The organism is Bacillus coreaensis (genome assembly GCF_050586445.1).
Taxonomy (GTDB): domain Bacteria; phylum Bacillota; class Bacilli; order Bacillales; family Cytobacillaceae; genus Robertmurraya_A; species Robertmurraya_A coreaensis.
On sequence record NZ_JBOCCY010000002.1, the window covers coordinates 427,349 to 447,406 of the forward strand.

At 38.8% G+C, this 20,058-nt stretch carries 20 protein-coding genes; all 20 read left to right on the forward strand.

All coding sequences use genetic code 11. From position 1 onward, the window contains the following. Positions 1 to 68: 68 nt before the first annotated feature. Positions 69 to 539, forward strand: a complete 471-nt coding sequence (rimP, locus tag ACQ5H4_RS05340; RefSeq protein WP_430773939.1) for a ribosome maturation factor RimP — start codon at positions 69 to 71, stop codon at positions 537 to 539. A gap of 56 nt (positions 540 to 595) precedes the next feature. Beyond that, entirely contained in the window at positions 596 to 1,738 is a 1,143-nt protein-coding gene (gene nusA / locus ACQ5H4_RS05345; protein ID WP_430773940.1) for a transcription termination factor NusA, read from the forward strand. Between the two features lie 11 nt (positions 1,739 to 1,749). Next, complete coding sequence (gene rnpM, locus ACQ5H4_RS05350; RefSeq protein WP_430773941.1) at positions 1,750 to 2,028, forward strand: RNase P modulator RnpM; 279 nt, start codon at positions 1,750 to 1,752, stop codon at positions 2,026 to 2,028. 8 nt (positions 2,029 to 2,036) lie between these two features. After that, a complete protein-coding gene (locus tag ACQ5H4_RS05355) occupies positions 2,037 to 2,339 on the forward strand; it encodes a YlxQ family RNA-binding protein (protein WP_119707577.1) in 303 nt (100 codons plus the stop codon). 19 nt (positions 2,340 to 2,358) lie between these two features. After that, the gene (infB, locus tag ACQ5H4_RS05360) at positions 2,359 to 4,569 is read left to right on the forward strand and encodes a translation initiation factor IF-2 (protein ID WP_430773942.1); all 2,211 of its coding nucleotides are present in this window, start codon (positions 2,359 to 2,361) and stop codon (positions 4,567 to 4,569) included. Continuing rightward, entirely contained in the window at positions 4,566 to 4,847 is a 282-nt protein-coding gene (locus ACQ5H4_RS05365; RefSeq protein ID WP_430773943.1) for a DUF503 domain-containing protein, read from the forward strand. Before infB ends, ACQ5H4_RS05365 begins: the two co-directional genes overlap by 4 nt. A gap of 135 nt (positions 4,848 to 4,982) precedes the next feature. Next, positions 4,983 to 5,354: a 30S ribosome-binding factor RbfA gene (gene rbfA / locus ACQ5H4_RS05370; protein WP_119707580.1), complete on the forward strand. Its 372-nt coding sequence runs from the start codon at positions 4,983 to 4,985 to the stop codon at positions 5,352 to 5,354. Positions 5,355 to 5,416: 62 nt separating this feature from the next. Further along, positions 5,417 to 6,334, forward strand: a complete 918-nt coding sequence (gene truB / locus ACQ5H4_RS05375; RefSeq protein ID WP_430773945.1) for a tRNA pseudouridine(55) synthase TruB — start codon at positions 5,417 to 5,419, stop codon at positions 6,332 to 6,334. A gap of 25 nt (positions 6,335 to 6,359) precedes the next feature. Continuing rightward, a complete protein-coding gene (gene ribF / locus ACQ5H4_RS05380) occupies positions 6,360 to 7,325 on the forward strand; it encodes a bifunctional riboflavin kinase/FAD synthetase (protein ID WP_430773946.1) in 966 nt (321 codons plus the stop codon). A gap of 104 nt (positions 7,326 to 7,429) precedes the next feature. Further along, the gene (gene rpsO / locus ACQ5H4_RS05385; protein ID WP_160545560.1) at positions 7,430 to 7,699 is read left to right on the forward strand and encodes a 30S ribosomal protein S15; all 270 of its coding nucleotides are present in this window, start codon (positions 7,430 to 7,432) and stop codon (positions 7,697 to 7,699) included. Between the two features lie 201 nt (positions 7,700 to 7,900). Beyond that, entirely contained in the window at positions 7,901 to 10,027 is a 2,127-nt protein-coding gene (gene pnp, locus ACQ5H4_RS05390; protein ID WP_430773947.1) for a polyribonucleotide nucleotidyltransferase, read from the forward strand. A 152-nt stretch (positions 10,028 to 10,179) separates the two neighbouring features. Next, complete coding sequence (locus ACQ5H4_RS05395) at positions 10,180 to 11,148, forward strand: polysaccharide deacetylase family protein (protein ID WP_430773948.1); 969 nt, start codon at positions 10,180 to 10,182, stop codon at positions 11,146 to 11,148. Between the two features lie 68 nt (positions 11,149 to 11,216). Next, positions 11,217 to 12,452: a M16 family metallopeptidase gene (locus ACQ5H4_RS05400; protein WP_430773949.1), complete on the forward strand. Its 1,236-nt coding sequence runs from the start codon at positions 11,217 to 11,219 to the stop codon at positions 12,450 to 12,452. Between the two features lie 118 nt (positions 12,453 to 12,570). After that, entirely contained in the window at positions 12,571 to 12,810 is a 240-nt protein-coding gene (locus tag ACQ5H4_RS05405; RefSeq protein WP_430774056.1) for a YlmC/YmxH family sporulation protein, read from the forward strand. Between the two features lie 142 nt (positions 12,811 to 12,952). Beyond that, positions 12,953 to 13,849 (forward strand): dipicolinic acid synthetase subunit A, encoded by an 897-nt coding sequence (dpaA, locus tag ACQ5H4_RS05410; RefSeq protein WP_430773950.1) that lies wholly within the window; start codon positions 12,953 to 12,955, stop codon positions 13,847 to 13,849. 1 nt (position 13,850) lies between these two features. Beyond that, positions 13,851 to 14,450, forward strand: coding sequence for a dipicolinate synthase subunit B (gene dpaB, locus ACQ5H4_RS05415; RefSeq protein WP_430773951.1), 600 nt, complete (start codon positions 13,851 to 13,853; stop codon positions 14,448 to 14,450). 264 nt (positions 14,451 to 14,714) lie between these two features. Further along, positions 14,715 to 15,767, forward strand: a complete 1,053-nt coding sequence (gene asd / locus ACQ5H4_RS05420; RefSeq protein ID WP_430773952.1) for an aspartate-semialdehyde dehydrogenase — start codon at positions 14,715 to 14,717, stop codon at positions 15,765 to 15,767. Positions 15,768 to 15,799: 32 nt separating this feature from the next. Next, the gene (dapG, locus tag ACQ5H4_RS05425; protein WP_430773953.1) at positions 15,800 to 17,020 is read left to right on the forward strand and encodes an aspartate kinase; all 1,221 of its coding nucleotides are present in this window, start codon (positions 15,800 to 15,802) and stop codon (positions 17,018 to 17,020) included. 40 nt (positions 17,021 to 17,060) lie between these two features. After that, positions 17,061 to 17,927: a 4-hydroxy-tetrahydrodipicolinate synthase gene (gene dapA / locus ACQ5H4_RS05430; RefSeq protein WP_430773954.1), complete on the forward strand. Its 867-nt coding sequence runs from the start codon at positions 17,061 to 17,063 to the stop codon at positions 17,925 to 17,927. 214 nt (positions 17,928 to 18,141) lie between these two features. Beyond that, positions 18,142 to 19,809: a ribonuclease J gene (locus tag ACQ5H4_RS05435; protein WP_430773955.1), complete on the forward strand. Its 1,668-nt coding sequence runs from the start codon at positions 18,142 to 18,144 to the stop codon at positions 19,807 to 19,809. Positions 19,810 to 20,058 lie beyond the last annotated feature (249 nt).

Sequence of the window (20,058 nt, forward strand, 5' to 3'; positions counted from 1 at the left end):
CGCTCTTTCGTGTTGTATGGACTCTATTTTAGGAGATTAGCTACTTTAGGTTGGTTAGGAGGAATAATATGAGCAAGGTAATTGAAGTAGTTGAACAAATCGTAGAACCAATTGTTAATGACCTCAACCTTGAATTAGTTGATATTGAATATGTAAAGGAAGGAAAAAGCTGGTTTCTTCGCATATTTATAGATAAAGAACAAGGCATTGACATTGAAGAGTGTGGAATGGTAAGTGAAAAATTAAGCGAAAAGCTTGATGAACTTGATCCTATTCCTTATAACTATTTCCTTGAAGTTTCTTCTCCTGGTGCAGAGCGTCCATTGAAGAAACAGAAGGACTATGAAAAAGCGGTTGGGAAAAATGTACATATTAAGACGTACGAGCCTATCGATGGTGAAAAGACATTTGAAGGCGTGTTAACTAACTTTACGGGAGACACCGTAACAGTCGAATTAAAGATTAAGACGAGAAAGAAAACGATTGAAATACCTTTTGAAAAGGTAGCAAGTGCTCGCCTAGCGGTTACTTTCTCATAATTCATATAACAAATTTACATGAGAGACATTTAGAGTGTTAAAGGGGGACCATTTTCATGAGCAGTGAACTATTAGATGCTCTTATTTTGCTTGAAAAGGAAAAAGGAATTTCACGTGATGTAATTATTGACGCGATTGAAGCGGCGCTTATCTCTGCCTATCGTAGAAATTTCAATCAAGCACAAAACGTTCGAATTGATCTGAATTTAGGTGTTGGAACGATGCGTGTTTTTGCTCGTAAAGAAGTCGTTGATGAAGTATTCGACCCAAGACTTGAAATTTCTTTAGAAGAAGCTAGACGAATCAATCCAAATTACGTGATTGAAGATGTGGTAGAACTTGAGGTAACACCAAAGGATTTTGGACGTATTGCTGCACAAACAGCAAAGCAAGTGGTTACACAACGTGTGCGTGAAGCAGAACGAGGAATTATTTACTCTGAATTTATCGACCGCGAAGAAGATATTATGACGGGTATTGTCCAACGTTTGGACTCGAAGTTTATCTATGTGAGCTTAGGGAAAATTGAAGCGATTCTCCCAGCCAACGAACAAATGCCTAACGAGCGTTATAAGCCACATGATCGTATCAAGGTGTTTATTACGAAAGTAGAAAAAACTACTAAAGGCCCGCAAATTTTTGTTTCAAGAACCCATCCAGGTCTTTTAAAGAGATTATTTGAGATTGAAGTTCCAGAAATTTATGATGGGACAGTTGAAATTAAATCTGTTTCTCGTGAAGCAGGTGACCGCTCAAAAATCTCTGTTCATTCTGATAATCCAGAAGTTGATCCAGTAGGTGCATGCGTAGGACCAAAAGGTGCTCGGGTTCAAGCAATTGTCAACGAGTTAAAGGGAGAAAAGATCGATATTGTTAAATGGTCGGATGATCCTTTTGTATTTGTAGCAAATGCGCTCAGCCCATCTAAGGTACTTGATGTAATCGTCAATGAACAAGACAAGGCAACAACAGTAGTTGTCCCAGATTATCAACTGTCACTTGCGATTGGTAAAAGAGGCCAAAATGCACGACTAGCGGCAAAGTTGACCGGTTGGAAAATTGATATTAAATCTGAAACAGATGCAAGAGAAGCTGGTATCTTCCCTCGTGAAGAAGGAATTCTATCGTTCGATGATGAAGAGGAAGACGCTCACGCAGATACAGATTTGCATTTAGAGTACGTAGAAGAGCAGGAGTAAGAAAGGGGTGGATGATGGTGAACACGAATAGGAAGATTCCATTAAGAAAATGTGTTGCTACCGGAGAAATGCGACCGAAGAAAGAACTTGTTCGCATCGTTCGCTCGAAGGAAGGCGAGGTCTCCATCGACTTAACCGGTAAAAAGTCGGGTCGAGGTGCCTACCTTACGAAAGAAAAAGAAGCTATTCTTTTAGCGAAGAAAAAAAATATATTATCGAATCAATTGCAAGTTCAAGTAACCGATTCTGTGTACGAAGAATTATTGGAGCTTGTTGAGAAGGAGAATTGACAATCCGAATGAAGCAAAATCAATGGATGTCATTGCTTGGCTTAGCCAATCGAGCGCGTAAAGTGATTTCTGGGGAGGAACTTTCCATTAAGGAGGTTCGCAGCAATAAAGCAAAATTAGTTTTGCTTTCAGCAGATGCATCCCAAAACACACAGAAAAAAGTGACAGATAAATGCAAATCCTATAACATTCCTTGTAAAATAGTTGAGAACCGCTTTTTACTCGGTCAAGCGATCGGAAAAGAAGCCCGTGTAGTCGTGGCCGTTCTAGATGAAGGATTTGCCAAGAAGCTAAAAACGTTGCTCGATTAATTCTAGCGGGGGTGTAAACATGAGTAAAATGCGAGTGTATGAATATGCAAAAAAACATAATGTTTCTAGTAAAGAACTCATTACAAAATTAAAAGATATGAATATCGAGGTTTCTAACCATATGACAATGATTGAAGATGATACAGTTAAAAAGCTAGATGAACAATATGCTAAGGGTGGTAAAGGAGAAAAGAAGGAAGCTCCAAAGCAGTCTCAAGAACAACAACAAAAGCCTGCTTCCGCTCAAGTACAATCAAAAACAAAGGCTAGTGCTTTTGATGAGGACGACGACCGAAATGTAGCTCCTACAAAAGTAAAAGTCAAAACAGCTCCAAAGGCAATTCAAGGGAAAAAAGGCGCCCAAGATAACCAATCAAAAGAAACAAAAGCTTTTAATGGTAAAAAGGGTAAAAACCAACAAAAAGGTCGTGTACAGCACCAGTCACAGCCACCACAGCCTCCTAAAAAGAAAGAATTACCTGCAAAAATCACCTTTACAGAATCACTTACAGTGGCTGAATTAGCTAAAAAGCTTCACCGTGAACCATCTGAAATCATTAAGAAATTGTTCTTATTAGGTGTAATGGCTACCATTAACCAATCACTTGACAAGGATGCAATTGAACTAATTGCAGCTGAATATGGTGTGGAAGTTGAAGAAGAAATCAAGATCGATGTTACTGATCTTGAAGTTTACTTCACAGAAGATGATGACGCAGAATTAGTGGAAAGACCTTCTGTTGTAACCATTATGGGTCACGTTGACCACGGAAAAACAACTTTACTTGATTCAATCCGTAACACTAAGGTAACTGCTGGAGAAGCGGGTGGTATCACTCAGCATATTGGTGCTTACCAAGTAGAAGAAAACGGAAAGAAAATTACGTTCCTTGATACGCCAGGTCACGCTGCTTTCACAACGATGCGTGCGCGTGGAGCAAAGATTACGGATATTACGATTTTAGTAGTTGCAGCAGATGACGGGGTTATGCCACAAACAATTGAAGCAATTAACCACGCAAAAGCCGCAGAGGTTCCGATTATTGTTGCTGTGAACAAAATGGATAAAGAGAGTGCAAACCCTGATCGTGTTATGCAGGAGTTAACAGAATATGGTTTAGTTCCTGAAGCATGGGGTGGAGACACGATTTTCGTTCCACTATCAGCCTTAAAAGGAGAAGGAATCGACAATTTATTAGAAATGATTCTTCTTGTTGGTGAAGTAGAAGAATATAAAGCAAATCCAGATCGTAAGGCAATCGGTACAGTTATTGAAGCCCAGCTAGATAAAGGTAGAGGTTCAGTTGCTACCCTTCTAGTTCAAAACGGTACATTACGAATTGGAGATCCGATTGTGGTAGGTACAACTTTTGGACGTGTTCGTGCAATGGTTAATGACCTTGGTCGTCGTGTGAAAGAAGCTGGCCCATCTACTCCTGTGGAAATTACAGGTTTAAATGATGTACCGCATGCAGGAGATCGCTTTGTTGTCTTTGAAGATGAGAAGACAGCTCGTCAAGTCGGTGAAGCACGTTCACAACTTGCGATTCAAGCGTCACGTTCTGAGAAAACACGAGTAAGTCTAGATAACTTATTTGAACATATGAAGCAAGGCGAAATGAAGGATATTAACCTTATTGTTAAAGCTGACGTTCAAGGTTCGGTTGAAGCACTTGCTGCTGCTCTTCAAAAGATTGAAGTTGAGGGTATAAATGTAAAGATCATCCACACAGGTGTTGGTGCGATCAATGAATCAGATATTACTTTAGCAGCTGCATCAAATGCGATCGTTATTGGATTTAACGTTCGTCCAGATAATAATGCGAAGCGCGCGGCAGAAGCGGAAGAAGTAGATGTTCGCTTGCACCGTATCATTTATAAAGTAATTGAGGAAATTGAAGCAGCGATGAAAGGGATGCTTGATCCTGAATTCGAAGAGAAGATCACCGGGCAAGCAGAAGTTCGTCAAACATTCAAAGTATCGAAGGTTGGTACGATTGCAGGATCTTATGTTACGGATGGAAAAATCGCTCGTGGCAGTGGAATTCGTGTTATTCGTGATGGGATCGTTGTATTTGAAGGTGAAATCGACGCACTTAAGCGTTTCAAGGATGATGCGAAGGAAGTATCTCAAGGGTATGAGTGCGGAATTACCATCAAAAACTACAATGATGTAAAAGAAGGGGACGTAATCGAAGCCTTCGTTATGCAAGAAGTGGAACGTAAATGATCGTTGGCTTAGCCGCCTGTGAATGCCTCATTTATGATGCCCATTCTTTAAAAGACAAAAGAGCTGTTCTTCAACGGATTATTACAAGACTGAGACAACGATATAATCTGTCTGTAGCAGAGGTTGATTATCAAGATACATGGCAGCGTACCAAAATTGCTATTGTATCAGTAGCATCCTCAAAAGTAGCCGTTGAAAGAGAACTGCAGCATGCATTAAAGTTAATTGATTCATTTCCAGAAATCGAACGCACAATATCGGACTTGGAATGGATATAATAACATAAACGAGGAGGATTTCACTCCTCCTCATATGCATGTGAATCATGCGTAAAACAAATAGATAAATCGTTCCCTATAGACAGTGCTATTTTAAAAGCATTGTTTTCTAAGGATGACAAAGAGGTGACTACCATGAGCCTTAGATCTAATCGAGTTGGAGAACAGATGAAGAAGGAACTTGGGGAAATTATTGGACGTAAAATAAAGGACCCACGTATTGGCTTTGTGACTGTTACAGATGTACAAGTAACAGGTGATCTTCAACAAGCAAAGGTGTTTATTTCTGTGTTAGGTGATGACCTTCAAAGAGAGAATACACTGAAGGGGTTAGCTAAAGCAAAAGGATTTATCCGTTCGGAAATCGGACAGAGAATTCGTCTTAGAAAAACTCCTGAAATTACATTTGAATTCGATGAATCGATTGACTATGGAAATCGAATTGAGAATCTTCTGTATCAAATTAAGGAAGAGACGAAGGAAGAACGGACCGAACGAGAAGATTGATCAAAGAGGATAGACATCATGTCTATCCTTTTTTTCTAATTGAAAGACCAGGAGGAACAGAAATGGAAGGGATTTTGCCATTATTTAAACCTAAAGGTATGACATCTCATGATTGTGTCTTTAAGCTTAGAAAAATACTGCGAATGAAGCGGATAGGACATACGGGTACTCTAGACCCTGAGGTAGATGGAGTGTTACCAATTTGCCTTGGAAGAGCAACGAAGGTTGCTGAATACATAACAGATGCAGGAAAAGTATACGAGGGGGAAGTAACGCTTGGCTTTGCTACAACCACCGAGGATGCGACGGGTGAAGTGGTTGAAAGGAAAGTCATCGATACTTTGATTACTCGCGAGCAAGTGAAAGCTGTGTTATTGGAACTAACAGGTGAGATTTCTCAAACCCCACCTATGTACTCGGCGGTCAAGGTAAATGGAAAACGTTTGTATGAGTATGCAAGAAAAGGAATTGAAGTGGAACGCCCTACAAGAAAGGTGACAATCTATTCGATTGAGCTTTTAGATGACCGTGAAGTGTTTGAAGGAGAAACTATTTCTTTTCGATTTCAGGTTGCATGTAGCAAGGGGACATATATTAGGACATTAGCCGTTATGATCGGCGAACGACTAGGTTTCCCTGCCCATATGTCTGAGTTAAGACGCACCGAGTCAGCATCCTTTTCTCTCAACGACTGTAAGACACTTTCAGAAGTAGAGGAATTGGTAAATAACGGAACAATTATTAATGCTTTATATCCCATTGAAAGAGCGCTTATTCATTTGCCGAAATATCAAATAAATGATAAATTAGTTGAGAAAGTGAAAAATGGAGCTATTCTCGAAATACCTGAAATATTACAAGATATTAAACAACCCATAGTTCTTGAAACGATGGATCATAAGGCCCTAGCTATATACATGCACCATCCTCATAAGCCTAATCTAATGAAACCAACAAAGGTACTACATATAGAGAATTAGGTTGGTAAAGAAAGGGAGAAAGCTTGTGGAAGTTTTAAATATTACACATCCTCATCAATTCTCAAAGGATATGTTTCAACCAATGGTCGTTGCTCTTGGTTATTTTGATGGGGTACATTTAGGACATAAGAGAGTTATTGATACGGCTTTGAAAAAAGCCAAGGAAAAGGGAATAAAAAGCGCAGTAATGACATTTACACCTCATCCATCAGTTGTCCTTAAAAAGGTAGATAAGGTTGAGTATATTACTCCGTTAGAAGAAAAGATCAAAATTATTTCTGAACAACAAATTGATTACTTATTTGTTGTCAATTTTACAAACGAATTTGCTAACCTACTACCACAGGAGTTTGTCGACCAATATTTAATTGAACTAGGCGCTGTTCACGTTGTTGCTGGTTTTGATTATTCTTATGGAAAGCTTGGTAAAGGGACAATGGAAACTCTACCGTTTCATTCAAGACAAGCATTCACCTTTACGGTTGTACCTAAACTCGAAAGCCATGATGAAAAAATTAGTTCAACTTTAATCAGAAATAAAATAAAAAATGGTCAACTGGACACTCTCATGGAGCTACTCGGTCGTTACTATACGACAACAGGAGTCGTTGTTCACGGTGACAAAAGAGGAAGAACGATTGGATTCCCGACAGCAAATATTGACTTAAATGAGGAATATATTATGCCACCACTAGGTGTTCACGCTGTACGTATGCATGTAAAGGGAAAATGGTACGAAGGTGTGTGTAACATCGGGTTTAAACCGACTTTTAATAAGGAAAAATCGAATAGGCCAAGTGTCGAAGTTCATATATTTGACTTTGATGATCAAATATATGGAGAGTATGTAACGATAGAATGGCATAAATACCTTCGTTCGGAACAAAAATTTTCTGGAATTGATGAACTTGTGGCGCAAATCGAGCAAGATAAACAAAATTCACTGCTTTACTTTGAAAATTCAAAGACTAAGCCTTGCAATTTGTCATAAAAAAGTGTATTCTAAGAAACGTACGAAATGAACCTTTGCTTGGCTAGTCGAGTCACCGACGCTGGCTCAGTAACAGGGGATTGAAATTATAGGAGGTGAAACGGATGGCAATCACTAAAGAACGTAAAAATGAACTTATTAATGAGTACAAAACTCATGAAAGCGACACTGGATCTCCAGAAGTTCAAATCGCTGTCCTTACTGAGGAAATCAACAACTTAAATGACCACTTACGTACTCATAAGAAGGACCACCACTCACGTCGCGGTCTTTTAAAAATGGTAGGTAGACGTCGTAACTTATTAACATACCTTCGTAACAAGGATGTTACTCGTTACCGTGAACTAATCACGAAGCTTGGCTTACGTCGCTAATCTTTAAAGCGGGATTCTTTCCCGCTTTTTTGTTAGCAATAAATTTCTATCAAAGTGCTTTTTAAGGATTTATAATTATGTACATACTATAGAATATTCGCCTATATTCTTATATTTGTTCTCCATTACGGGATAGAACAATTTATATACATGTAAATACACGTTAACATACCAAAGAGAATTGGTAGAGAGGGGTAAAAAATGGGACAAGACAAGAAAATCTATTCAATAGATTGGGCTGGTCGTAAGCTTTCTGTCGAAATTGGACAGCTTGCTAAACAAGCAAACGGTGCTGTGCTCGTTCGCTATGGCGATACAGCAGTACTTAGTACGGCTACAGCATCAAAGGAACCGAAGAAACTCGATTTCTTTCCATTAACAGTAAACTATGAGGAGCGTCTATACGCGGTAGGGAAAATTCCAGGTGGATTTATTAAACGTGAAGGACGTCCAAGTGAAAAAGCAATACTAGCTAGCCGCTTAATTGACAGACCGATTCGTCCATTGTTTGCTGATGGATTCCGTAATGAAGTTCAAGTAGTTAGTATGGTAATGAGTGTGGATCAAGACTGCTCATCTGAAATGGCAGCTATGTTTGGTTCATCACTGGCACTTTCTGTATCAGATATTCCTTTTGAAGGTCCAATTGCAGGTGTAACTGTTGGTCGTATTGAGGGTCAATTTGTTATCAATCCTTCTGTTGCAGAAACAGAAAAGAGCGACATGCACTTAGTTGTTGCTGGAACAAAAGATGCCATTAACATGGTTGAAGCTGGTGCAGAAGAAGTACCAGAAGAAACGATGCTTGAAGCGATTATGTTTGGACATGAAGAAATAAAAAGATTAATTGCATTCCAAGAAGAAATTGCTTCTGAAATTGGTAAAGAAAAAACAGAAGTTGTCTTATATCAACTCGATGCTGAACTTGAAGCGGAAATTCGTGGAATATGTGAAGCAGACATGATTAAAGCCATTCAAGTTCAAGAAAAGCACGCTCGTGAAGATGCTATCCGTGCCGTAAAGGATACGGTTATTGCAAGATATGAGGAAGAAGCAGCAGCAGACGATGATTTAAAACAAGTAAAACAAATTTTAGATAAGATGGTTAAAGGCGAAGTTCGCCGTTTAATTACAGAAGAAAAGGTTAGACCCGATGGCCGTAATCCAGAGGAAATTCGTCCACTATCATCAGAGGTTGCTTTGCTTCCTCGTACACATGGCTCTGGTCTGTTCACGCGTGGACAAACTCAAGCATTGAGTATTTGTACACTTGGTGCTTTAGGAGATGTACAAATCCTAGACGGACTAGGTATTGAAGAAGAAAAGCGTTTCATGCACCACTATAACTTCCCGAATTTCTCTGTTGGAGAAACTGGACCTATGCGTGGGCCTGGTCGTCGTGAAATTGGCCATGGTGCGTTAGGTGAGCGTGCATTAGAACCAATTATTCCTTCTGAAAAGGATTTCCCATACACGATTCGTCTTGTATCAGAAGTATTAGAATCAAACGGTTCTACCTCTCAAGCAAGTATTTGTGCAAGTACCTTGGCAATGATGGATGCTGGAGTTCCAATTAAAGCTCCAGTAGCTGGTATTGCGATGGGTCTTGTAAAATCTGGTGAGCATTACACGATCTTAACTGATATCCAAGGCATGGAAGACCATTTGGGTGATATGGACTTTAAAGTGGCTGGAACGTCAAAAGGTGTAACAGCATTACAAATGGATATAAAAATCGAAGGTTTATCAAGACAAATTCTTGAAGAAGCATTACAGCAAGCAAAGAAAGGCCGTATGCAAATTCTTGATTCCATGCTTTCGACGATTTCAACTCCGAAAGAGCAGCTTTCTATGTATGCACCAAAGATTATTACAATCTATATCAACCCTGATAAGATTCGTGATGTAATTGGACCAAGTGGAAAGCAAATCAATAAGATTATTGAAGAAACTGGTGTGAAAATTGATATCGAGCAGGATGGTACAGTCTTCATCTCATCTACTAATGAAGAAATGAACCAGAAAGCTAAGAAAATCATTGAAGACATCGTCCGTGAAGTTGAAGTTGGACAAATGTATTTAGGGAAAGTAAAACGAATTGAGAAATTCGGAGCATTTGTTGAGCTATTTAGCGGAAAAGATGGGTTAGTTCACATTTCTGAACTTGCTGAAGAAAGAGTAGGCAAAGTAGAAGATGTGTTAGCTATTGGTGATGAAATCTTAGTGAGAGTTATGGAAATTGATAAGCAAGGGCGTGTAAACTTGTCACGTAAAGTCATTCTTAAAGAACAACGTGAACAAAAAGAACAAGCCCAAAATAAAGAATAACAATGAAAAGCCAGGTCCTCCTGGCTTTTTCCATACAACACAATGGTATCGCTTACATTTAATAAGTTTCTAGCGCATAGAAAGAATTGTCTTTTGCGTGTTCTACCTTGTCCTTTCTTTACATAATGTACAAGTGAAGGAGGAGAGAAAGAATGAAGAAACTAATTACTATTTCTATAATTGGTATGCTCTCTATTATGTTGGTTAACAATCCACTTACGGATCGATACGTCCTTGGATTAAAGGTGATAAATATTCCTGCTTCGGGTCAAAAAAACGCATTGTATTTGGAGATTGAAGAAATAGCAAAAGAATACGAAAAACCAGCTCAAGATGCAAAGATTGACCCTGTTTGGAAGGCCATTCCTGGATATAATGGCTTAAAAGTCGACATTTCTGCTAGTTATGCTAAGATGAAAAAGGACGGGAAATTCGATGCGTCCAAACTCGTATACATACAGACAACACCAGCAGTTCATTTAAAGGATTTGCCCCCTACCGCCATTTATAAGGGCCACCCTGATAAGCCGATGGTTTCATTTATTATAAATGTCGCATGGGGAAATGAGTACCTTGGACCAATTTTGGAAACGTTAAAAAAGAATAATGTTCATGCAAGCTTTTTTCTTGAAGGAAGATGGGTAAAAGAAAATCCAGAACTTGCAAAAATGATTGTTGAGGCTGGTCATGAAGTTGGGAACCATTCTTATACTCATCCAGATATGAAGCAAATTTCTTCAGCTAAAATTCTAGAAGAAATTGTAAAAACAAACGAAGTGATAAAAGCTACAACGGGAGAGGAAGTTGTTTGGCTCGCTCCGCCAAGCGGAAGCTACCGTGAGGAAGTAGTGAAAATCGCATCAGAGTATAAGCTTGGGACAGTCATGTGGAGTGTTGATACAATTGATTGGCAAAAGCCAACACCAGAGCAACTTATCAACCGTGTGATGGGTAAAGTGCATAAAGGAGCTATGATTCTCATGCATCCAACCGATTCAACGGCAAAAGCTCTTGATGAGCTTATTAAACAAATTAAGCTTGAAAAATATGAAATTAATACGGTGTCTGAGTTATTGAGTGAAGAACGTATCATGAAGAAATCTGTTTTAAATGAGCAATAATAATTGATAGTCACAACAGAAACCGTATAATTATCGTAGCAATACGCTGTAGAACAGGAGGAGTTCACGTGATAAAGAGATATACATGCCAAAATGGGGTTAGAATTGTTCTAGAAAATATCCCTACAGTTCGTTCCGTCGCGATCGGAGTTTGGATCGGAACTGGCTCTCGAAATGAAACACCTGAAAATAACGGAATTTCGCATTTTCTTGAGCATATGTTCTTTAAAGGTACAAAAACAAGAACTGCTAGGGAAATTGCAGAGAGTTTTGATAGCATCGGTGGACAAGTGAACGCCTTTACATCCAAGGAATATACTTGCTATTATGCGAAGGTTCTTGATACCCATGCTAGCTTCGCTCTTGATGTATTATCTGATATGTTTTTCCACTCGACATTCGTTGCTGAGGAATTAGATAAAGAAAAGAATGTGGTATATGAAGAAATTAAAATGTATGATGACACACCTGATGACATCGTGCACGATCTTTTAAGTAAAGCAATTTATGAAAACCATTCTCTTGGGTTTCCGATACTTGGAACAGAGGATACGTTAGCAACCTTTACAGGAGACACGCTAAATCAATATATGCATGATACATACACTCCTGAAAATGTGGTAATTTCTGTTGCAGGAAATATTTCTGAAGCCTTTATTCAAGAAGTGGAGAAGTTGTTTGGTTCGTACGAAGCAGGAAAATCGAACAATCAATTCGAAAAACCTCAGTTTCATACAAACCGACTTTCAAGAAAGAAAGAAACGGAACAAGCCCATTTATGTATTGGATATGAAGGGTTACAGGTTGGAGATGAGGAAATCTATAACTTGATCACTCTAAATAATATCTTAGGTGGAAGTATGAGTAGTAGATTGTTCCAAGAAGTTCGTGAACAGCGTGGCCTTGCATATTCTGTATACTCTTATCATTCTTCGTTCCAAGATTCTGGTGTAATTACGATTTATGGTGGTACAGGTGCAAAACAGTTGGATGTATTATTTGATACGATTCAAGAAACCTTGTCAAAACTAAAGGCTGAAGGTATTACAGATAAAGAACTTCGAAATAGTAAGGAGCAGCTAAAGGGTAGCTTAATGCTTAGCCTTGAAAGCACCAATAGTCGTATGAGCCGTAACGGGAAAAACGAGCTTCTATTAGGAAGACATCGCACCCTTGATGAAATTGTTGAGCAAATAGATGCCGTTTCAAAAGATGGTGTAGATGCTATGGCTAATAAAATCTTCAATGACAAATATTCTGTGTCCTTAATTAGTCCAGACGGAGTTCTTCCAAAAAATATTTAGTTTTTAAAGCCTGAGATTTTTCTGCTCAGGCTTTTTGCTATTTTCTTTTTAAATCCTACGTATATATTTAGCTTCCCTATACTAGGATATAGAGAGGACAAAAGGGGGAGAGATGAAATTGAGACTAAGTGAATTGAGCGGAAAGGAAATTGTAGATGTCAAAAAAGCAGAAAGGCTAGGCATACTTGGTCAGACGGATTTAGAGATAAATGAAAGCAATGGCCAAATACAGGCTCTTTTAATTCCCTCGGTGAAATGGTTTGGTTTTAAAAGGCAAGGCGGAGAGGTTAGAGTTCCATGGAAGCATATAAAGACTATTGGAATGGATATGATTATCATTGATATTCAAGAAGAGTAAAGAACTGTGCGTAGGCATCAGTTCTTTTTTTATTTAGGCTTTTTCCTAGGAAAACTCACCGATTACGGAGTAAATACATAGTATGTTGGAGTAATGCAGTAAGATTTGGATTTGGATCATTTAAAAAGAAGGTGAGTGTTTCATGCTAACAGGGATGCAAATAGCAGTCATAGGCGGAGACGCAAGACAGCTCGAAATCGTCCGGAAGCTAACAGAGCTCGATGCGAAGCTCTCTTTGATTGGCTTTGAGCAACTCGACCATGCCTTTACTGGTGCAGTAAAGGAGAAATTGGATGAAGTAGTATTTTCAGATATAGATGCGATCATTTTGCCGGTAGCTGGAACGAATATGGAAGGTCAAGTAGAGACGATCTTCTCGAATGAAAAAGTAGTTTTAACTGCAGAGCATTTACAACAAACACCAGAACACTGTACGATTTATTCCGGAATTTCAAATGCATACATGAATAAAATTACGGGTGACTCCAAACGAAGACTCGTGAAATTGTTCGAACGGGATGATGTTGCTATCTATAATTCCATACCAACAGTCGAAGGTACGATTATGATGGCAATTCAGCACACCGACTTTACTATACATGGATCAACGATTATGGTGCTTGGCTTAGGGAGAGTAGGGATGAGTGTGGCACGCACATTCTCTGCTTTAGGTGCAAAAGTGAAAGTGGGAGCGAGAAAAGGAGAGCATATTGCTCGTATTATTGAAATGGCTTTAACACCATTTCACCTTGACGAACTATCTCAACAGGTGAAGGATGTTGATATTTGCATCAATACGATTCCTGATTTAATCGTCACGGCTTCCGTTATCTCAAGAATGCCTACTCATACACTGATCATTGATTTAGCATCAAAGCCTGGTGGAACCGATTTTCGATATGCTGAAAAAAGAGGAATAAAAGCTCTTTTGGCCCCAGGGCTTCCAGGTATCGTTGCTCCAAAAACAGCAGGTCAAATTTTAGCAAACGTTCTTTCTCAACTGCTGTTAGAAGATATGCAATCAAGAAAGGGGAAGTAACATGAGCTTAAAAGGAAAAAAAATCGGCTTCGGTTTAACGGGTTCTCACTGTACGTATGATGCAGTATATCCAGAAATCGAGAATCTTATCAATTCTGGTGCAGAAGTATTACCCGTGGTAACGAATACCGTGAAAAATACAACTACTCGCTTTGGAAAAGGTGAGGATTGGATTGAAAGAATTGAAAAGTTAACTGGAAATAAAGCGATTGATTCGATTGTTGGTGCCGAGCCACTAGGACCAAAGATTCCATTAGATTGTATGATCATCGCTCCACTAACTGGAAATTCAATGAGTAAATTTGCAAATGCGATGACTGATTCTCCTGTGTTAATGGCTGCAAAAGCGACGTTGCGAAATGGAAAACCGGTCGTATTAGGGATTTCCACAAATGATGCTCTTGGATTAAATGGAGTCAATTTGATGAGATTGATGGCGACAAAGAATATATATTTTATTCCGTATGGCCAAGATGACCCAGTTAAAAAACCAAATTCATTAGTCGCGCGTATGACCATGCTAGCGGATACAGTGGAAGCTGCTCTTTCTGGCCGACAAATTCAACCAGTACTCGTCGAAAGGTATAAAGATGCACAATAGGCAATAGAAGTAATATGCCCTCATCCATCTCTAGCAATAGTCTAAAAGCCGTGTTACTAGGAAAAATAGGTTCCTATGCACGGCTTAAATAAAAAATGTACTTCATTAATGCATGAATATGTTAAAATAGATGTTATTATATAGCCATGGAACAGAATGGCGGTACAAAGGACATTTATTACATGTTGATGTTTTTAATAATGCGATAAATGTTTTACTAGAATTCATATCGATCATTAGAGATATTGGAAGGGGAATAATGAAATGGCATTATCAGAAAAAGGATTTCATGTAGCTGTTGTGGGAGCAACAGGAGCAGTAGGTCAACAAATGATTCAAACTCTTGAAAATAGAGAATTCCCAATCTCAAAATTAACGTTATTATCATCACCACGTTCAGCTGGTAGTAAAGTCCTTTTTAAAGGGGTAGAACATACGGTTCAAGTAGCAAAGCCAGAGAGCTTTGAAGGGGTCGATATTGCGTTATTTAGTGCAGGTGGAAGCGTATCACTTGAACTAGCACCAGAAGCAGTTAAGCATGGTGCTATTGTTGTGGATAACACAAGTGCTTTCCGCATGGATGAAAATGTACCACTAGTTGTACCTGAAGTAAATGAAATGGACTTACATGAACATAAAGGAATTATTGCTAATCCGAATTGCTCTACGATCCAAATGGTTGTAGCATTAGAACCAATTCGTAAGCAATATGGTTTAAATAAAATTATCGTTTCAACATATCAAGCGGTTTCTGGATCTGGTGCGGCTGCGGTGGAAGAGTTGTACGAGCAAACTAAGGCAATCGTAGCTAATGAGAGTTATGAGCCAAAAATTTTGCCAGTAAAATCTGATAAAAAACATTATCAAATTGCTTTTAATGCGATTCCACAAATTGATAAGTTCCAAGAAAACGGATTTACGTATGAAGAAATGAAAATGATCAATGAAACAAAGAAAATTATGCACTTACCAGAAATCCAAGTAGCAGCTACTTGCGTTCGTTTACCAGTTGCGACAGGACACTCTGAGTCACTGTTTGTTGAAGTAGAGCAGGTGGGTGTATCTGCACAGGATGTGAAGACCTTACTAGAGAATGCACCAGGAGTCGTACTTCAAGATGACCCGGAAAATCAACTTTACCCAATGCCTGCAAATTGTGTTGGTAAAAATGATGTATTTGTTGGTCGTATTCGTAAAGATTTGGACAATGAAAAAGGTTTCCATATGTGGGTTGTTTCAGATAATCTACTTAAAGGAGCTGCGTGGAACTCTGTTCAAATCGCAGAAAGTTTAGTGAAGTTAGGTATTGTAAAATAGAAATTTAAAGCTGTAAAACTAGAGGTGTAACAATGAGAATGATTGTTCAAAAATTCGGTGGCACTTCAGTAAAAGATGAAAAAAGTCGAAATCTTGCAATTGGACATATTAAAAATGCATTAGCTGAAGGGTATAAAGTGGTGGTCGTTGTATCCGCTATGGGTAGAAAAGGGGATCCATATGCAACAGACACTCTGCTTTCCCTTATCGGCGGTGCACAAAGTCTAATTTCTAAACGTGAACAGGACTTGTTACTGTCTTGTGGGGAAGCCATTTCGAGTGTGGTCTTCTCTAACTTACTACTTGAAGCAGGTGTTAACGCAACATCGTTAACTGGTGCGCAAGCAGGTTTTCTAACTACTGATGACCATACAAATGCGAAGATTATTAAGATGAATTGTGAGCGAGTGATTGAAGAGCTCGAACAACACGATGTAGTGGTTGTTGCAGGATTTCAAGGTGCCGCTCAAAATGGTGACATTACTACGATAGGACGTGGAGGAAGTGACACGTCAGCTGCAGCACTTGGGGCAGCTTTAAAAGCAGAGGTTATCGACATATTTACAGATGTCGAAGGAATTATGACAGCAGACCCTAGAATTGCTGAAAATGCTAGACCTCTTGGGGTTGTTACGTATACTGAAGTGTGTAATCTGGCATACCAAGGTGCGAAAGTTATTCACCCAAGAGCGGTTGAAATTGCTATGCAAGCGAAGGTGCCGATTCGTATTCGTTCTACGTATTCGGATGGAGAAGGAACCCTAGTTACTTCTACTTCGAATGATCACCGCGGAAGTGATATTAAGGAACGGACAGTAACGGGAATTGCACATTTGTCACCTGTCACTCAAATTAAAGTACTGGCTAAAAAAGGTCAATATAACCTTCAGGCTGAAGTATTCAAATCAATGGCCAATGAGAAGATTAGTGTTGATTTTATTAACATTTCACCTAATGGGGTGGTTTACACCGTATCCAGTGAAATGACGGATAAGGCACTTACCGTTCTGCGTGATTTAGGTCATGAGCCTGAGTTTGAGAAAAATTGTGCCAAGGTATCTGTTGTGGGTGCAGGAATCGCAGGTGTTCCGGGAGTTACTTCAAAAATTGTATCAGCTCTTTCTGAAAATGGAATTCGTATCCTTCAATCGGCTGATAGTCATACAACGATATGGGTTCTTGTTAAGGAAGATGATTTGGTAACAGCCGTTAATTCGTTGCATGATGCCTTTAACCTTGATAAAGAGAACTAAAGATTTTTTCTAAGTGGATTAGATTTAAAGGAGTGGCAATATGGTTTTATTTGGTCGAGTCTCTACGGCGATGGTTACGCCTTTTGATAGCAAAGGGCATATTGATTTTGCAAAAACAACATTATTAATCAATCACCTGATTGAAAACGGTTCGGATTCACTAGTTATCGCTGGAACAACTGGTGAGTCTCCAACGTTATCGAAGGAAGAAAAAATCGCTTTATTTCAACATGTGGTAAAGGTTGTAGATAAGCGTGTTCCTGTTATTGCAGGAACAGGAAGCAATAACACATATGCGACCATTGAGCTAACAAAAAAAGCAGAGGAAATTGGCGTAGACGCTGTGATGATTGTTGCTCCTTATTATAATAAACCAAATCAAGAAGGATTGTATCAGCATTTTAAGGCAGCTGCTGAAGCAACCACTCTTCCTGTTATGGTGTATAATATCCCGGGTAGATCTGTTGTAAATATCTTACCAGAAACAATCATTCGCTTATCTAAAATCGATAATATTGTAGCGGTTAAAGAGGCTAGTGGTAATTTAAATGCTATGACGGCAATTATTGCTGGTACAGATGATGACTTTTTGTTATACAGTGGTGATGATGGGTTAACGATTCCAGTGCTATCTATTGGTGGGGTAGGGATTGTGTCAGTAGCATCACATGTGATCGGGAATGAGATGCAAGAAATGGTGTCAGCCTTTATAAATGGAGATATTCAAGAGGCTGCAAAGAAGCATCAACAGCTTCTGCCATTAATGGAAGGATTATTTAAAGCACCGAGCCCAACTCCTGTAAAAACAGCTCTCCAAATTAAAGGTCTTGATGTGGGGTCTGTAAGACTTCCTTTAGTCCCATTGAATGAACAAGAGAGAGCGCAGATTATCACGTTATTTAGCTAATATAAATACTAATTAGGTCAACCTCGTTGTGTGGGTTGGCCTTTTATTATGTGGGAATTTGACCGAATTTGTCGAAGTAGAGGATGTAAATACAGATTTATCCACTTCCTAATCAAACAAGTTTAATTTTGGTTGTAAAGGATTTCATCATTCAAGTATAATAATCATAACTGATCTTGGGTCGGATGAATTGACAGCATAGGAGGATTCTACTTTGAATAAGAGAAAGAATGAAAGTATTAAGCTTGTGGCTCTGGGGGGAGTCGGGGAATTCGGGAAAAACATGTATGTTATTGACGTGGACGGTGATTTATTTGTTTTAGACGCTGGGTTAATGTTTCCTGAAAATGAAATGCTAGGAATTGATATTGTTATTCCAGACATTACATATTTAATTCAAAACAAGGATCGAGTAAAAGCTATTTTTCTAACGCATGGACATGAGGACCATATTGGGGCATTATCTTATACATTAAGAGAATTACATGTTCCTGTATATGGAACGAAGCTGACACTTGCACTGGCAAAAGCAAAGTTGGACGAGCAGGAATACAGAGGGAAAACGGATTTCCGAATCATCACTTCAGATTCAATTGTGAATTTTGATACGTGTGAGGTGTCTTTCTTCAAAACAAACCATAGCATTCCTGATTCTGTCGGTATTTGTCTTCATACATCTGAAGGTGCAATTGTATATACAGGAGATTTTAAATTTGACCAGGCAGCTACAGAACTTTATAAACCTGAAATTGGAAAGATGGCCCAAATTGGGGAAGAAGGGGTTCTTTGCTTACTCTCTGATAGCACGGAAGCCGAAAAGCCAGGCTATACACCATCTGAATCAATCGTTGTAAGGGAAATGTCTGATGCTTTTTATAATGCTAAAGGTAGAATTATCGCAGCATCATTTGCATCTGACATTAATCGAATTCAACATGTGTTTGATGCTGCATATGAAAGCAGAAGAAAGATAGCTGTAGTAGGAAAAAGTCTTGAGAAGATTTTTCACATTGCCTTGGATTTACATTACTTGCAAGTTCACGACGAGCTAATTATTCCAATTGAAGAAATTGATAATTATCCTGATGATGAAATTGTGGTGTTAACAACTGGAACACAAGGTGAACCGATTGAAGCACTTCAAAAAATGGCAAAACAAATTCACCGACAAGTTAACATCAAAAAAGGCGATACGGTTCTTATTGCTGCCTCTCCTCTCAGAGGGAGTGAAGTGTTTATTTATAAAACCATTGATATGTTGTATCGTGCAGGAGCACATGTGATCTCTGGAAAGAGAATCGTGAATACCTCTAGTCATGGTAGCCAGGAAGAGTTGAAGTTTATGATCAACTTAATGAAGCCTAAGCTGTTTATTCCTGTTCATGGGGAATATCGAATGCTGAAGGCGCACAGCAAAGTGGCTGCCCAATGTGGGATTACAACAGATCGTATTTTCATTCCTGAAAGAGGAGAAGTATTAGAAATAAAAAATGAGCGATTTAAACCTGCTGGAAAAGTACCTGCTGGCAATGTACTTATCGATGGTAGCGGTGTAGGAGATGTCGGTAACATCGTCCTGAGGGATCGACGATTATTATCTCAGGATGGAATTTTAATTGTTGTTGTTACATTAAGCAGAGCAGAGAAGAAAATTACTGCAGGTCCAGAAATCATATCACGTGGCTTTGTTTATGTGAGAGAGTCAGAAAAGCTAATGGATGAATCCACACAGCTCGTTAGAAGTATTGTAGAAAGAAACACAACAAGAGAATCATTTGATTGGGGAACAATGAAGCAAAGCATGAGAGATGAACTAAATCAATTTTTATATGATAAAACAAAACGTCGACCTATGATTCTACCGATTATTATGGAAATATAAGATGAAAAAATCTAAAGGGTTCTGTTTTCGAGTACTTTCTAATTAAAATAAACAAGAAAAGACGTATGATTTGTGACATACGTCTTTTCTATATTTATTTTCCGCATCTAGGTTCAAGAGGATCCGGACTTATAGGTTGGGGATCAAGTTAAGTACCCGAGCTGATAAATAGACGGAGAATTTCCGCTTAATTAGTAATTTTAATTAAAAAAGGCTTAAATAGGCGGAGGGATTCAACTATTGGCTCTG

Excerpts from the sequence above, each read along its gene's own strand:
- rimP (WP_430773939.1), top strand. The coding sequence starts at position 69 with ATGAGCAAGGTAATTGAAGTAGTTGAACAAATCGTAGAACCAATTGTT.
- nusA (WP_430773940.1), top strand. The coding sequence starts at position 596 with ATGAGCAGTGAACTATTAGATGCTCTTATTTTGCTTGAAAAGGAAAAA.
- rnpM (WP_430773941.1), top strand. The coding sequence starts at position 1,750 with ATGATGGTGAACACGAATAGGAAGATTCCATTAAGAAAATGTGTTGCT.
- ACQ5H4_RS05355 (WP_119707577.1), top strand. The coding sequence starts at position 2,037 with ATGAAGCAAAATCAATGGATGTCATTGCTTGGCTTAGCCAATCGAGCG.
- infB (WP_430773942.1), top strand. The coding sequence starts at position 2,359 with ATGAGTAAAATGCGAGTGTATGAATATGCAAAAAAACATAATGTTTCT.
- ACQ5H4_RS05365 (WP_430773943.1), top strand. The coding sequence starts at position 4,566 with ATGATCGTTGGCTTAGCCGCCTGTGAATGCCTCATTTATGATGCCCAT.
- rbfA (WP_119707580.1), top strand. The coding sequence starts at position 4,983 with ATGAGCCTTAGATCTAATCGAGTTGGAGAACAGATGAAGAAGGAACTT.
- truB (WP_430773945.1), top strand. The coding sequence starts at position 5,417 with ATGGAAGGGATTTTGCCATTATTTAAACCTAAAGGTATGACATCTCAT.
- rpsO (WP_160545560.1), top strand. The coding sequence starts at position 7,430 with ATGGCAATCACTAAAGAACGTAAAAATGAACTTATTAATGAGTACAAA.
- pnp (WP_430773947.1), top strand. The coding sequence starts at position 7,901 with ATGGGACAAGACAAGAAAATCTATTCAATAGATTGGGCTGGTCGTAAG.
- ACQ5H4_RS05395 (WP_430773948.1), top strand. The coding sequence starts at position 10,180 with ATGAAGAAACTAATTACTATTTCTATAATTGGTATGCTCTCTATTATG.
- dpaA (WP_430773950.1), top strand. The coding sequence starts at position 12,953 with ATGCTAACAGGGATGCAAATAGCAGTCATAGGCGGAGACGCAAGACAG.
- dpaB (WP_430773951.1), top strand. The coding sequence starts at position 13,851 with ATGAGCTTAAAAGGAAAAAAAATCGGCTTCGGTTTAACGGGTTCTCAC.
- asd (WP_430773952.1), top strand. The coding sequence starts at position 14,715 with ATGGCATTATCAGAAAAAGGATTTCATGTAGCTGTTGTGGGAGCAACA.
- dapG (WP_430773953.1), top strand. The coding sequence starts at position 15,800 with ATGAGAATGATTGTTCAAAAATTCGGTGGCACTTCAGTAAAAGATGAA.
- dapA (WP_430773954.1), top strand. The coding sequence starts at position 17,061 with ATGGTTTTATTTGGTCGAGTCTCTACGGCGATGGTTACGCCTTTTGAT.